At 64.8% G+C, this 13,433-nt stretch carries 12 protein-coding genes; 1 reads left to right on the plus strand and 11 read right to left on the minus strand.

Annotated features, from left to right (window positions below; translation table 11 throughout):
- Positions 1-7: 7 nt before the first annotated feature.
- From PD284_RS21540 to PD284_RS21565, 6 genes are all read right to left on the minus strand, one after another.
- Positions 8-808: an ABC transporter permease gene (locus PD284_RS21540; protein ID WP_274630167.1), complete on the minus strand. Its 801-nt coding sequence runs from the start codon at positions 806-808 to the stop codon at positions 8-10.
- Complete coding sequence (locus PD284_RS21545; RefSeq protein ID WP_274630168.1) at positions 805-1,749, minus strand: ABC transporter permease; 945 nt, start codon at positions 1,747-1,749, stop codon at positions 805-807. Before PD284_RS21545 ends, PD284_RS21540 begins: the two co-directional genes overlap by 4 nt.
- A gap of 62 nt (positions 1,750-1,811) precedes the next feature.
- Positions 1,812-2,927 (minus strand): ABC transporter substrate-binding protein, encoded by a 1,116-nt coding sequence (locus PD284_RS21550; protein ID WP_274630169.1) that lies wholly within the window; start codon positions 2,925-2,927, stop codon positions 1,812-1,814.
- A 2-nt stretch (positions 2,928-2,929) separates the two neighbouring features.
- Positions 2,930-4,117, minus strand: coding sequence for an ABC transporter ATP-binding protein (locus PD284_RS21555; protein ID WP_274630170.1), 1,188 nt, complete (start codon positions 4,115-4,117; stop codon positions 2,930-2,932).
- An 88-nt stretch (positions 4,118-4,205) separates the two neighbouring features.
- Positions 4,206-4,976 carry an SDR family NAD(P)-dependent oxidoreductase gene (locus tag PD284_RS21560; RefSeq protein WP_274630171.1) on the minus strand — a complete coding sequence of 257 codons (771 nt, stop codon included), beginning with the start codon at positions 4,974-4,976 and terminating at the stop codon, positions 4,206-4,208.
- 11 nt (positions 4,977-4,987) lie between these two features.
- Entirely contained in the window at positions 4,988-6,448 is a 1,461-nt protein-coding gene (locus PD284_RS21565; RefSeq protein ID WP_274630172.1) for an aldehyde dehydrogenase family protein, read from the minus strand.
- 158 nt (positions 6,449-6,606) lie between these two features.
- Here PD284_RS21565 and PD284_RS21570 point away from each other — a divergent pair, with 158 nt between their 5' ends.
- Positions 6,607-7,710 (plus strand): NAD(P)/FAD-dependent oxidoreductase, encoded by a 1,104-nt coding sequence (locus tag PD284_RS21570; protein WP_274630173.1) that lies wholly within the window; start codon positions 6,607-6,609, stop codon positions 7,708-7,710.
- Positions 7,711-7,721: 11 nt separating this feature from the next.
- On the opposite strand, the gene PD284_RS21575 is transcribed toward PD284_RS21570, so the two are convergent.
- From PD284_RS21575 to PD284_RS21595, 5 genes are all read right to left on the minus strand, one after another.
- Complete coding sequence (locus PD284_RS21575) at positions 7,722-8,552, minus strand: dipeptide ABC transporter ATP-binding protein (protein WP_274630174.1); 831 nt, start codon at positions 8,550-8,552, stop codon at positions 7,722-7,724.
- Positions 8,549-9,424, minus strand: coding sequence for an ABC transporter ATP-binding protein (locus PD284_RS21580; RefSeq protein WP_274630175.1), 876 nt, complete (start codon positions 9,422-9,424; stop codon positions 8,549-8,551). The genes PD284_RS21575 and PD284_RS21580 overlap by 4 nt, the downstream gene beginning before the upstream one ends.
- Before the next feature lie 2 nt (positions 9,425-9,426).
- On the minus strand, positions 9,427-10,341 hold the full coding sequence (locus PD284_RS21585) for an ABC transporter permease subunit (RefSeq protein ID WP_274630176.1): 915 nt from the start codon (positions 10,339-10,341) through the stop codon (positions 9,427-9,429).
- A gap of 10 nt (positions 10,342-10,351) precedes the next feature.
- Positions 10,352-11,356, minus strand: a complete 1,005-nt coding sequence (locus PD284_RS21590) for an ABC transporter permease subunit (RefSeq protein ID WP_274630177.1) — start codon at positions 11,354-11,356, stop codon at positions 10,352-10,354.
- A gap of 109 nt (positions 11,357-11,465) precedes the next feature.
- Positions 11,466-13,058 carry an ABC transporter substrate-binding protein gene (locus PD284_RS21595; RefSeq protein ID WP_274630178.1) on the minus strand — a complete coding sequence of 531 codons (1,593 nt, stop codon included), beginning with the start codon at positions 13,056-13,058 and terminating at the stop codon, positions 11,466-11,468.
- Positions 13,059-13,433 lie beyond the last annotated feature (375 nt).

A 13,433-nucleotide genomic window follows, 5' to 3' on the forward strand; every position in this document is an offset into this window, starting at 1 on the left:
CCCGTCGTCATTTCGATTTCAGGAAGATTTCCAGCCCGACCAGCCGGTCGAGCAGGAAGACGGCGGCCGCAGCAGCGGCAATGAAGACCACCGAGATCGCGGCCAGGTCCGGCGTGATGATCGAGCGGATGGAATTGTAGATCTGCACCGGCAGGGTGACGATGCGCGCATCGACCAGCAGCAGGCTGACCAAGAACTCGTTGAGCGCCAGGATGAACATCAGCAGCGCGCCGCTGATGACGCCCGGCATGACGGCGGGTAGCGTCACATGGAAGAAGGTGGACAGCGGCGGCGCGCCGCAATTGGCGGCGGCCAGTTCCAGATCGGGGTCGAGACCGGAGGCGCTGGCCATCACCGCCCAGATCATGAAAGGCAGGTTGATGACGCAGCAGGCGATGCCGAGCGGCCAAAGCTGCCCCAGCACGCGCATCTCGCCGAAGACCAGCATCAGACCGATGCCGGAGCCGATCAGCGGGATGGTGAAGGGCAAAAGCAGATAGATCTGGATCGTCTTCTCGAAGCGCACGGCATATTTTGCCAGGGCAATGCCGGCGAGCGTGCCTACCGGAATGGCGATGGCCGTGCAGACCGCCGCCACATAGAGCGACCGAAGGAAGGCGTTCCACAGATCGCTCGCCCCGGCGATCTTAGCGTACCATTTCAGCGACAGGCCCTCCGGCGGAAAGGCGATGATGTTGCCGGCGGTGAAGGAGGCACCGAAGACGACGATGGTCGGGGCGGACAGGATCACCAGAACGCAGGCGACCATGCCCCAGAGCACAATGCGCTGGCTGAGCGGCGCGGTCATCGCCGGGCCCTCCCCATGGCAAGCGTTCCCGCGCCGAACAGCGTGAAGACGATGCCGACGAGCAGCGAACCGACGGCGACCAGGAGCAGCGCCAGCGTCGAGCCCAGCCCCTGGTCGGAGGTGCGGAAGAACTGGTCGTAGATGGCGTTGGCGACGAAGTCCTGCGAGCCGCCGCCTAGAATGGCGGGCATGGCGAAATCGGTGAGCGAAAGGGTGAGAACGACCAGGCCCGCGCCGACAAGGCCCGGCCGCGCCAGCGGCAGCACGACATGGCGGAAGGTGCGCACCCAGTTGGCGCCGAGCGACTGGGCCGCCGCTTCAAGCTCCTGAGGAATCGCCGTCATCGCGGGCGACAGCATCAGCACGGCGAAAGGCAGCATGTACTGGACAAGGCCAAACAGCACGGCCGGATAGTTGTAAAGCAGCCGCATCGGCGGCACGCCGACGAGGCCCAGCGCCTCGTTGACCATGCCCTGGTTGCCCAGGATGATCAGCCAGCCATAGGCGCGCACGACTTGACCTATGAAGAAGGGCAGGAAAAGCGCGATGAGCAGCAGTTTGCGCAACGCGGCGGACGGCGTGCGCACCATCACGTAGGCGTAGGGGAAGGCGAGCACCAGGGTCACGACGGTGACGATCATGGCCCCCATGAGGCTGCGCGTCGCCACGGTCTGAAACAGGGATTCCGTCAGCGCGCGCCGGTAGTTGGCGAGCGTGTAGTCCTCCGACAGCAGGAAGGTGGAGGTGTCGAGCGTGCGCAAGCTCGCGTCGCCGATGTGGACGAGACCGAGCACCAGCAGGCCGACCAGCAGGATGGCCGGAGCCAGAAGCAGATATGGGATGGCGCGTCCGAAGCGGGCGGGCCACAGCGCGGCGGCGACGGCTTCGGCCGCATCCATGACGCGCCATCCGATCGGATAGGCTGTTCTTGCCGCGCGCACTCGTGTTTCCTTCTACCGTCCGGACAAGCCGCCGCAACCTGTGCGGCGGCTTGCTGCGATGACTAGCCCTGCATGATCGCCTTGAACTTCGAGAACCACTCGCTCTCATTCTCCACCTGCACCTTGGACGAGATGCGGATGAGGTGTTTGAAGTCCTCGTCCTTGGTCGGATAGGACGGGTCGCCGACGAGATCGGCCGGCGGGTTGACGCCGGGCACCACGCCGGGCAGGCCGAGACCATCCAGCCACACCTGCTGGGCTTCGACCGTCAGTGCATGGTTGATGTACTGCTTGGCCCAGTAGAGCTCGTTCTCCGGCAGGCCCTTCGGGATCCACAGGCCGTCCGTGTCGAACTTCGCGCCCTCTTCCGGAACAACCCACTCGATGTTGATGCCGTTCTTCTTGGCTTCGCGCGCGTTGGTCGAGATCGTGCAGGCGGCGTCGATCTCGCCCTTCTGGAACCAGGTGGTGAAGTCCGGGTCTTCGCCGAGCAGCGGCTTCTGTTCCTTCATCTTGGCGATGAAGTCCCAGGCCGGTTGCATGTTGCCGGGGATGTCCTCCAGCTTGCCGCCGCCGGCGACCTGGGCCGGGAAGTGGAAGCCGATGCCGTCATTGTAGAAGGCGATGCGTCCCTTGAACTTCGGGTCGAGCAGGTCCTTCCAGGACTTCGGCGCGCCGTTCGGGAAAGCCTCCGGACGGTAGGCCAGCACGTAAACATAGCCGTAGGTGTTGACGATCGGATAGCCGTCGAGCCCGACCGGCTTGGCGAGGTCGGTGGTGTTCTTGAGGTTGGGGAGGTCGGAGAGGTCCTCGGTCACGCCGCGCAGCGCCGACTTGGTGGCGTTGGTGGTGGTGTCCCAGTTGATGTGGATCGGCGGCACGCGGCCCTGCGCGACGGCCGCCCAGACCTTCGGCTGGATCTCGTTGTCCTCGGTCAGGTCGTGACGGACGGCGATGCCGGTCGCCTTGGTGAAGCTGTCGGAAACGCCGGCCTTCAGGGCTTCGACCCAGCTGCCGCCCCAGGCGCGGACGATGATCTCGGCCGGCTTTTCGGGCTCCTGCGCCCAGGCGGACCTGACGCCGAGACTGGAAAGCCCGGCGGCGCCGCCGAGTGCGGCCGCGCCCTGGAGGAAACTGCGGCGACGCATCGTGATGGAAGGAAATTTCGGTCGGCTCATGTTCATTCTCCTCTGGTTGGCCGTGTTCTGGCGATTTCCGGTCTGCTGCTGAAAACCAGCACGTCCCTGGCGTTCCAGCCAAGATGAACGGGCGCGCCGGGCTCGAACTGGTTGTGCCTTGCGGGATCGTGGTCGAAGACCCTCAACATCGGATCGTGCTGCAACGGCACGTCGATCTCGTAGACGATGCGGTCGCCCTCGAAGATCACGTCGGAGACCACACCCGGCAGGGTCGTTTCCAGGCCAGCGAGCGCGCCGGGATCAGCCGCAATCCGTATCTGCTCGGCGCGGATGGCTCCGAAGGCGGCCGCGCCCTCGCGCACCGCATCGCTCTCGTCGGCGAGGACGCCGCGAAAGTGGCGTTCACCCTGGGTGAAGGAGGCATGGCCGCCATCCACCGCGCCGACCGTTCCCGAAATGAAATTGGTGACGCCGATGAAGTTCGCCACGAAGGCGGTCGCGGGGCTGCGGTAGGTCGCAAGCGGAGCAGCCTTCTGCTCGATCTCCCCGCGGTCCATCACGATCACTTCGTCGGACACCACGAGAGCCTCGCGTTGGTCGTGCGTGACGTTGATCGTCGTGACGCCGAGCTCGCGCTGGATGCGGCGGAACTCGAGCTGCATCTCCTCGCGCAACTTGCGGTCGAGCGCGGCAAGCGGTTCGTCGAGGAGCAAGAGGTCAGGTTCGAAGACGAGGGCGCGGGCAATCGCCACGCGCTGCTGCTGCCCGCCCGAGAGCTCATGCATGCGCCGGCCGCCGAAGCCGCCCAGCTTGACCAGATCGAGGTAGCGTTCGACGCGCTCCGGAATGGTTCGCGCGTCTGCTCGCCGCATCTTCAGCGGAAAGGCGACGTTTTCCGCCGCCGTCATGTGCGGGAAGAGTGCAAGCTTCTGGAAGACCATGCCGATCGACCGCTTGTGCGGCGGCACGGCGCTGACCGCCCCACCGTTGATGAAGATCTCGCCATGCGTGGGACGCAGGAAGCCGGCGATCATCCTCAGAAGCGTCGTCTTGCCTGAACCGGACGGGCCAAGGATGGTGAGGAACTTGCCTCTGGGAAGCGCAAACGACGCGGATCTGACGGCATGAAAACCGTCATAGACCATGCTCACATCCTGCACGGACACTGCTGGCGGGTTGATGCCGACGGTCGAGGCCGGCCGCGCGGTATCCGGCACTTTGTCTTGCATGGAGATGGACGACACCAGGACGTGAAAGCTGAACTCGTATATACAAGCATGTACAAGTCAGCCAGACAATCCTGCCTGTCTGGACCGTTCAGATCGAGGCGAGATAGCCGCCGTCGACGGGGATGCAATGTCCGGCCACATAGGCCGACGCGTCGCTCGCCAGGAAGAGTACCGGCCCGGTGAGATCCTCCAACTTTCCAAAACGCCGCTGCGGGATCTTGTCCAGCATCGACTTTTCCCACGCCGCATCGCTGTAGAAGACATCGGTCATGGCAGTGCGGAAATAGCCGGGGGCGATGGCGTTGACGCGGATCCCGAGCGAGGCCCATTCGGCGGCAAGCGCACGCGTCATGCCGAGCAGGCCAGACTTCGAGGAGCCGTAGGGCGCCGCAGTCGGGATGCCGACATAGGAGGTGAGCGAACACAGGTTGATGATGGAACCCCTGGCGCCGCTGGCGGCCATGGCGCGGGCCGCGGCCTGCGCGCAGAAGAAGGCGCCCTTGAGATTGGTGTCGACGATGCGCTCCCAAAGCGCCTCGTCGACGTCCAGCGAGGGACGCACCTCTTCGTAGCCCGCATTGTTCACGAGGATGTCGAGACCGCCGAGATCATGTGCCGCAGCCGCGATCACACCGCCGCATGCGGCGGTATCGCGAACGTCCAGCGCATAGGCTCGCGCCCTGCCTCCATCCGCCTCGATGCGCCCGCAGGTTTCCTCGAGCGCATTCACGTCACGCGCCGTCACCGCCACCTCGGCCCCTGCCGAGGCCAACGCTTCCGCGATGGCCTGCCCGATGCCGCGGCTTGCGCCGGTGACGAGCGCCCTGCGGCCGGTGAGATCGAAGACGCGTGGGCTCATGCTGTTCTTCCTCAATCGTGCCTGACGACCATGGTCCTGAGCGCCGAGAACTCGTAGAGCGCCTCGAAACCCTTCTCGCGGCCGTGACCGGACTTCTTCATGCCGCCGAAAGGCAGCTCGATGCCGCCGCCGGCGCCGTAGCAGTTCACGAAGACCTGGCCGACCTGCATTTTCCGCGCGACGCGCATGGCGCGGCTGCCGTCGCGGCTCCACACGCCGGCGACGAGGCCGTACGGCGTCGCATTGGCGAGCCTGACCGCATCGGCCTCGTCGTCGAAGGGCATCACCGACATGACCGGGCCAAACACCTCCTCCTGTGCGAGGCGGTTCGCCCGCGGCACCGGACCGAACAGCTTCGGCTGGACGAAGAAGCCCTTCTCGGGAACACCGGGCGCGATCTGACCTTCGGCAAGCAACGGAAGTCCGTCGGCTGCTGCCTGCTCGCAAAAACGCCGCACCCGCTCCTGCTGCCGCCGGTTGACGATGGGACCGAGGTCGAGATCCATTTCGGGCGTGCCGCAACGCACCTGCGAAAAGCGCTCCGCGACGCGTCCCACCACCTCGTCATAAGCCTTGCGTTCGACCAGCAGCCGCGAGCCGGCCGAGCAGGTCTGCCCCGCGTGCTGGACCACCGCATTGATCAGCACCGGCAGGGCCGCGTCGAGATCGGCGTCGCCGAAGACGATCTGCGCCGACTTGCCGCCGAGCTCCAGCGTGCAGCCGATATGGTTGCGGGCCGCCGCCGTTTGGATCGCCACGCCGGTCTCCGAACTGCCGATGAAGGAGATGAAGTCGATGCCGGGGTGTTCGGCGAGCGCCGCGCCCGTCTCGCGGCCGTAGCCGGTGACGATGTTCACGGCGCCTTCGGGGAAACCGGCCTCGGCCATCAGCTCGGTCATGCGCAATGGCGTCAGGCAGGCGTCCTCGGCGGGCTTCATCACCACGGCGTTGCCGACCGCCAGCGCCGGCCCGACCGACCGCGGGAACATCTGCGCGGGATAGTTCCACGGGATGATGTGAGCCGTCACGCCATGGGGCACTCGCTCGGTCGCCGCGAAATGGCCGTTCAGGAAGGGCAGCGTCTCGCCGTGCAGCTTGTCGGCGGCTGCGCCGTAATACTCGAAGTAGCGGGCGCAGGCGACCATGTCCGCCCTCGCCTGCCGGATCGGCTTGCCGGTGTCGCGCGCCTCGAGCTGCGCCAGTTCCTCGGCATGGTCGGTCACGACATTCGCCATCTTCGACAGCAGGCGGCCGCGCTCAACTGCGGTCATGCGGCTCCAGGCGCCTTCCTCCAGCGCGCGCCGCGCCGCCACCACAGCCCGGTCGACATCAGCCGCCGTACCCGCCGCGATCTGGGTGAACGCCTCGCCCTCGGCGGGCGCGACCACATCGATCGCGGCAGATGCCTCGCGCCACTGGTTGTCGATGAAGATGCCGCGAACGGTCCGGTCGGCAGAGGTTTGCTGATCCATTGGTATATCTCCCTGGGGACTGTCCTAATGGACGAGCATGCCGGGAGCAAACACATTGGCGATGGAAGCCACGAGCGCCGACCCGATGCCGCTCCGCTTCCCTCGTCCCTCGCCCTCCGCTATCAGAATGCTTGCAATGGAAGAACGACGGCACTGACGTGGAACAAGTGGAATGCATCGTCGTCGGCGCCGGCGTGGTTGGCCTTGCCGTCGCCCGGGTGTTGGCGCGCACGGGGCGCGAGGTGATCGTGATCGAAGCCGAGCGCGGCATCGGCACCGGCGTCAGCTCGCGCTCGAGCGAGGTGATCCACGCCGGCATCTACTATCCGACCGGGCTGACCAAATCGCGGCTGTGTGTCGAAGGCAAGGAAAAGCTCTACGCCTTCTGCTGCGAGCACCACGTTCCGCATAGACGCGTCGGCAAGCTTCTGGTGGCGACGAGTGCGGCCGAACTCCCTCATCTGGAAGCCATCCGCAAGCAGGCGGTCGCCAACGGCGTCAACGACCTCGTACCGCTGACGGCGGCCGAGGCGCGGGACCTGGAGCCGGCGCTGGAATGCGTCGCCGCGACGCTGTCGCCCTCGACCGGCATCATCGACAGCCATGCCTTCATGTTCGCGCTGCAGGCCGACGCGGAAGCGCACGGCGCGATGGTCGCGTTCGAGACGCCGCTGATCACCAGCGAAGTCGCGCCGGGCGGCATCATCGTGGAGACCGGCGGCGCCTCTCCCATGAAGCTCAAAACGTCGATGCTGGTGAACGCGGCAGGTCTCGGCGCGCAAGGCGTCGCGCGGAGCATGGCCGGCATGGCGGTGGAAAAGATCCCGCCGCTGCATCTCGCAAAGGGCAACTACTATGCGCTCGCCCGCCGCTCGCCCTTCAGCCACCTGATCTACCCGATGCCGTCCGAAGGCGGGCTGGGCGTCCACCTGACGCTCGACATGGGCGGGCAGGCGCGCTTCGGCCCCGACATCGAGTGGATCGACGAGATCGACTATCAGGTGAATGCCGAACGCGCGGGGAGGTTTTATGCCGCCATCCGGCGCTACTGGCCGGAACTGAGGGAAGGCGACCTGCTGCCGGCCTATGCCGGGATCCGGCCCAAGATCGAACGGCCGGGCGGGCCGACGACGGATTTCATGATCCACACGGCGGAGCAGCACGGCATCCCGAACGTGGTTCATCTGTTCGGGATCGAGTCGCCGGGGCTTACGTCAGCCCTGGCGATCGCCGAGGAGGTTGCGGCCCGGTTGAGCCGCTAGCAGCGGCGGCGCTAGGCCGCCTGCTTCTTCTTGGCCAGCCTCGCCCTGATGCTCTCGACGTCAGAGCGCGGCGTCGCGGCGAACAGCGTCCTGGTGTATTCGTGTTGCGGATTGGCGAACACCTCTTCGCGGGCGCCGTATTCCACCGCCTCGCCGAAATACATGACCATCACGTCGTCAGCGATGTAGCGCACCACCGAGAGGTCGTGGCTGATGAAGACATAGGTCAACTGGAACTCGTCCTGCAGGTCGGCGAGCAGGTTGAGCACCTGCGCCTGCACCGACAGGTCGAGAGCGGAGACGGGCTCGTCCAGCACCAGCAGGCTGGGGTTGAGCATCAGGGCGCGCGCGATGGCGATGCGCTGCCGCTGGCCGCCGGAGAACATGTGCGGGTAGCGGTTGAAGTGCTTCTCCTCCAGCCCGACCTTCTTCAGCATCATCATGGCGCGATCGCGCCGCTCGTCGGCGGGCGTATCGGTGTTGATGACTAGCGGCTCGGCCAGCACGTCGCCGATCTTCTGCCGCGGATTGAGCGAGCCGTAGGGATTCTGGAACACGATCTGCACCTTGCGGCGCATCTCGGGCGTCAGCGTTTCCCTTGCGATGTCGATCTTCTTGCCGTCGATGAAGAGCTCGCCGGCAGTCGCCGGGTCGATCAGCGTGATGATGCGGGCGAGCGTCGACTTGCCGCAGCCGCTCTCGCCGACGATCGCCAGCGTCTTCCCCTTCTCCACTGAGAAGCTGACGCCCTTGACCGCGTGGATCGTCTTGGCCGGACGGAACATCCCACCAGCCAAGTGGTAGTCGCGAACGATGTTCTTGCCTTCGAGGACCGTGGTCATAGCGGGCCCTCCATGGCCGGAGTCTTCACTGCCGTATCGGCAGCCGTATCGATCATGAAATCGCCGATGGTCGGCAGGCGGTCGCCGACGGCGTTTTCCGGCAAGGCGGACAGGAGCGCGCGGGTGTAGTTGCTCTTTGGCGCCTCGAAGAGCGACAACACGTCGGCCTCTTCCATCTTGCGCCCCTTGTACTGGACGATCACCCGGTCGGCCGTCTCGGCCACCACGCCCATGTTGTGGGTGATCATGATCAGTCCCATGCCGTGTTCGGCCTGAAGCTTCATCAGCAGGTCGAGGATCTGCTTCTGAATGGTGACGTCAAGCGCCGTCGTCGGCTCGTCGGCGATCAGCAGCTTCGGATTGCAGGCAATGGCGATGGCGATCATGACGCGCTGGCACTGGCCGCCGGACATCTGGTGCGGGAAGGACGACAAACGCTCCTCAGGCTGCGGGATTCCGACCAACTCCAGCAACTCGACTGCGCGCCTGCGGCGTTGGGTGCGATCCATGCCCATATGCACCCGCAGCACTTCTTCGATCTGGAAACCGACGGTGAAGCAGGGGTTGAGACTGGCGACAGGCTCCTGGAAGATCATGGCGATGTCCTTGCCGACGATCTTGCGACGATCGGCCGGCGACAGACCAAGCAGGTCGCGGCCATTGAAGGCCATCCTGTCGGCGGTGATCTTTGCAGTCCACGGCAGCAGGCCCATGACCGCCAGCATCGACACCGACTTGCCTGAGCCGGATTCGCCGACGATCGCCAGCACTTCGCGCTCGTGGACCTTCAGCGAGACGCCGTCGACGGCGCGGAAGGGGCCCGTCGCCGTCTGGAATTCGACGACGAGATTCTCGATTTCAAGGAGCGCCATTCTCAGGACCTCTTGAGCTTGGGATCGAGCGCGTCGCGCAGACCGTCGCCCGTCAGATTGATTGCCAGCACGGTGGCGAGGATCGCCAGGCCGGGCAGTGTCACCACCCACCAGGCGCGCAGGATGAACTCGCGCGCCTCAGCCAGCATCGTGCCCCACTCTGGCGTCGGCGGCTGCGCGCCCATGCCGAGGAAGCCGAGCGCCGCGGCGTCGAGGATCGCGCTGGAGAAGGAGAGCGTCGCCTGCACGATCAGCGGCGCCATGCAGTTGGGCAGGATCGTCTTGAACATCAGGCGCAGGTGCCCAGCGCCCGCGACCTTGGCGGCCACGACGTAGTCGCGGCTCTTCTCCGACATCACCGCCGCGCGCGTCAGGCGCACGAAATGCGGCTGGAAGACGAGCGCGATGGCGATCATGGCGTTGGTCAGGCCCGGCCCGAGCACCGCGACCAGCACCAGAGCGAGCAGCAGCGACGGAAAGGCCAGGATGATGTCCATGACGCGCATGATCACCGTGTCGACCCAGCCGCGGAAGTAACCGGCGATCACCCCGATGAAGATGCCGCCGACGAGCGCGATGATGGTGACGATCACGCCGATGAAGAGCGAGTAGCGGGTGCCGTAGATCAGTCGCGAAAGCATGTCGCGGCCCACCGCGTCGGTGCCGAGCAGATAGGCGGCGCGGCCGCCCTCCTGCCAGAACGGCGGCACCAGGACCGCATCGCGGTACTGCGCATTCGGCGCGTGGGGCGCAATCAGCGGCGCAAAAACGGCCAGCACCACAAGGAACAGGAAAAAGAAGAGACCGATCACGGCGCCGCGGTTCTCGGAGAAATAGTACCAGAACTCGGCAAGTCGCGCGCGGCGCGACGGATCGACGGAAACAGGCCCGGGAGTGCCTACTGCAACATCAGCCATAGGATGCTCCTCAATGCCGGATACGTGGGTTGATGAGGCCGTAGAGCAGGTCGACGGCAAGATTCACCAGCATGATGATGCCGGCGATGATCAGCAGTCCGCCCTGGATCACGGGGTAGTCGCGCCTGAACACCGAATCGACCATCCACTTGCCGATCCCCGGCCAGGAGAAGATCGTCTCCGTGAGGATGGCGCCGGCCAGCATGACGCCGACCTGCAGGCCGATGGTGGTGACGACCGGGATCATGGCGTTGCGCAGGGCGTGGACGCCGATGACGCGGAAGGCTGACAGGCCTTTTGCACGCGCGGTCCGCACATAGTCCTCGGAAAGGACTTCAAGCATGGCCGAGCGCGTCTGTCGCGCGATCACGGCCAGCGGAATGGTGCCGAGCACGATGGTCGGCAGGATGAGGTGGCTCACGGCCGACTTGAAAGCGCCGGTCTGGCCGGAGAGCAGCGAGTCGATCAGCATGAAGCCGGTGACCGGCGGGAAGAAGAACATCAGCGAGATGCGACCGGAAACCGGCGTCCACTGAAGCATGCCCGAAAACAGGATGATCAGCAGCAGGCCCCACCAGAAGATCGGCATGGAGAAGCCGATAAGCGCGGTGCCCATGATCGTCTGGTCCAGATAGGAACCACGCTTGATGGCGGCGAACACGCCTGCCGGGATGCCCAGCACGACGGCGAAGATGATCGCGCACATCGACAGTTCGAGCGTCGCCGGGAACAGCGTGAAGAACTGGTCCAGGATCGGCTGCTTGTTGACGATCGAGGTGCCGAAGTCGCCCCGCAGGACGCCCCAGAGATAATCAAGATATTGCACCACCATCGGCCGGTCGAAGCCCATCTGGGCCGACAGTTCGGCATGGCGCTCCGGCGACATGACGCGCTCACCGGAGAGCAGCGCGATCGGATCGCCAGGCAGAAGGCGGATGAATGAGAATGCAATGATGGAGACCCCGATGAAGGTCGGGATCAGGACGGCGAGCCGCCCCAGAAGAAACCGGAGCATGTCAGACCTTTGGTATTTGTTCCAAGCCCATCGGCAGGATAGCACAGAATGTGCGAAGGGGGTGCTTGACCTGCAAGCACCCCCCGATTGTGGGGCTTTCTATTGGCCGTTACTCGACGATGTCAACACCGTCGAAGGCGAAGTCGCCGAGCGGGCTCTGAACGAAGCCCTCGACGCCCTTGCGCATCGGCACGACCGACAGCGAGTGGTCCAGCGTGACCCAGGGAGCCTCGCGCTTGAAGACTTCCTGGGCCTGTCCGTAGAGCTTGGTGCGCTCCGCCTGGTCGGTGGTGGACTTGGCCTTCACGACGAGGTCGTTGAACTCCTGGTTGCACCACTGAGCGCGGTTGTTGCCGCCGACCGCATCGCAACCCAGCAGCGTATGCAGGAAATTGTCCGGATCGCCGTTGTCGCCGGTCCAGCCGAGGATCACCGCGCCGTCGCGGTCCTTGGCCTTGGAGCGCTCGAGGTACTCGGCCCACTCGTAGGACACGACCTCGACCTTGACGCCGATCTTCTCGAAGTCCGACTGGATGAGCTCGGCCGCGCGGCGCGCGTTGAGCATGTAGGGACGTGCGACCGGCATCGCCCAGACCTTCATGGAAAGGTCCTTCACGCCGGCGGCCTCGAGGGCAGCCTTCGCCGCTTCCGGATCGTACTTGTCGTCCTGGATAGCGTCGTTGTAGGACCACATCGTCGGCGGGATCGGGTTCTTGGCCGGGGTGGCTGCGCCCTGGAACACGGCGTCGACGATCGCCTGCTTGTTGATGGCCGAGCTCAGCGCCTTGCGGACCTCGACCTTGTCGAACGGCGCCTGCGTGGTGTTGAAGGCGAGATAGGCGATGTTGAGGCCTTCCTGCTCCATGACCTTCAGGTTCGGATCGGCCTTCATTGCCTCGACGTCGGCCGAGTTCGGATAAGGCATCAGGTGGCATTCACCGGCCTTCAGCTTCTGATAGCGGACCGCGGCGTCGGTGGTGATGGCGAAGACGAGGTCATCGATCTTCTGCTTGCCGTTCCAGTAGTCCGGATTGGCCTTGTAGCGGATCACGGCATCCTGCTGGTAGCCGACGAAGGCGAACGGGCCGGTGCCGAGCGGCATCTGGTTGAGCTGCTCCTTCTTGCCGTCGGCCTCGAGCTTGTCGGCGTATTCCTTCGACATGATCGAAGCGAAGGGCATGGCGACGTTGGCGAGGAATGGAGCTTCCTTCGCCTTCAGCGTGAACTTCACCGTCATGTCGTCCACCTTCTCGATGGAAGCGATCAGGTCAGGGAAGCCCATGCCGTTGAAGTATTCCCACGCCGTGCCGGTCACGTACTGGTGCCAGGGGTGATCCTTCTTGAACTGGCGCTCATAGGAGAAGATCACGTCGTCGGCGTTCAGGTCACGCGTCGGCGTGAAGAACTCGGTCGTCTGGAACTTGACGCCCGGACGCAGCTTGAACGTATACTGCAGGCCGTCGTCGGAGATCTCCCAGCTCTCGGCGAGGCCGGCGACCGCTTCCGTGGTGCCAGGCTTGAATTCCAGCAGGCGGTTGTAGACGGTGTGCGCTGCAGCGTCGAACGTCGTGCCGGCGGTGTACAGGCCCGGATCAAATCCTTCGGGCGACCCTTCCGAGCAGTAGACGAATGTCTTTGCACTCGCCGCCCCGCTCAGGACGGTCGCGGCCAGCAACGCGGCCGCGAAGGTGAATTTTTTCATTATGAGCACTCCCTATCGTATTCGAAGCCCCTCTTAGGCTCGAGAGGCCGCATATAAGCAAAGTTCAAAGCGCATTGGAACTCCCTGCGTACTTTCCCTGCCGTCAGCAAACGAACGTTCTAAAAACGTCTTCCTGGATGCACTTTTATTGCGCGACCGACACTGGCTTTGAACAGATCCGGGGGAGCACTCTCCGCAGTCTTCGGCGGATCCCGTAGCGGTCCGGGGATTGCAGCGCAGACCGCATCGCTTTGCTAAACGCGGCGGCATGGCTTGCGCGTCATACATGTTCACACCATAGATAGGGGTTCAAAGCCGACAAGAGGGCGCGGCACGCGACGTTGCCGAAGCCGACGGGGGCCAGGGAGGCAAGTC

The organism is Mesorhizobium shangrilense, assembly GCF_028826155.1.
In the GTDB taxonomy this organism is placed as follows: domain Bacteria; phylum Pseudomonadota; class Alphaproteobacteria; order Rhizobiales; family Rhizobiaceae; genus Arvimicrobium; species Arvimicrobium flavum.

Bases quoted from the DNA above. Each gene is read 5' to 3' on its own strand.
- PD284_RS21540 (WP_274630167.1), bottom strand. From the start codon at position 808: ATGACCGCGCCGCTCAGCCAGCGCATTGTGCTCTGGGGCATGGTCGCC.
- PD284_RS21550 (WP_274630169.1), bottom strand. From the start codon at position 2,927: ATGAGCCGACCGAAATTTCCTTCCATCACGATGCGTCGCCGCAGTTTC.
- PD284_RS21555 (WP_274630170.1), bottom strand. From the start codon at position 4,117: ATGCAAGACAAAGTGCCGGATACCGCGCGGCCGGCCTCGACCGTCGGC.
- PD284_RS21560 (WP_274630171.1), bottom strand. From the start codon at position 4,976: ATGAGCCCACGCGTCTTCGATCTCACCGGCCGCAGGGCGCTCGTCACC.
- PD284_RS21565 (WP_274630172.1), bottom strand. From the start codon at position 6,448: ATGGATCAGCAAACCTCTGCCGACCGGACCGTTCGCGGCATCTTCATC.
- PD284_RS21575 (WP_274630174.1), bottom strand. From the start codon at position 8,552: ATGACCACGGTCCTCGAAGGCAAGAACATCGTTCGCGACTACCACTTG.
- PD284_RS21580 (WP_274630175.1), bottom strand. From the start codon at position 9,424: ATGGCGCTCCTTGAAATCGAGAATCTCGTCGTCGAATTCCAGACGGCG.
- PD284_RS21585 (WP_274630176.1), bottom strand. From the start codon at position 10,341: ATGGCTGATGTTGCAGTAGGCACTCCCGGGCCTGTTTCCGTCGATCCG.
- PD284_RS21590 (WP_274630177.1), bottom strand. From the start codon at position 11,356: ATGCTCCGGTTTCTTCTGGGGCGGCTCGCCGTCCTGATCCCGACCTTC.
- PD284_RS21595 (WP_274630178.1), bottom strand. From the start codon at position 13,058: ATGAAAAAATTCACCTTCGCGGCCGCGTTGCTGGCCGCGACCGTCCTG.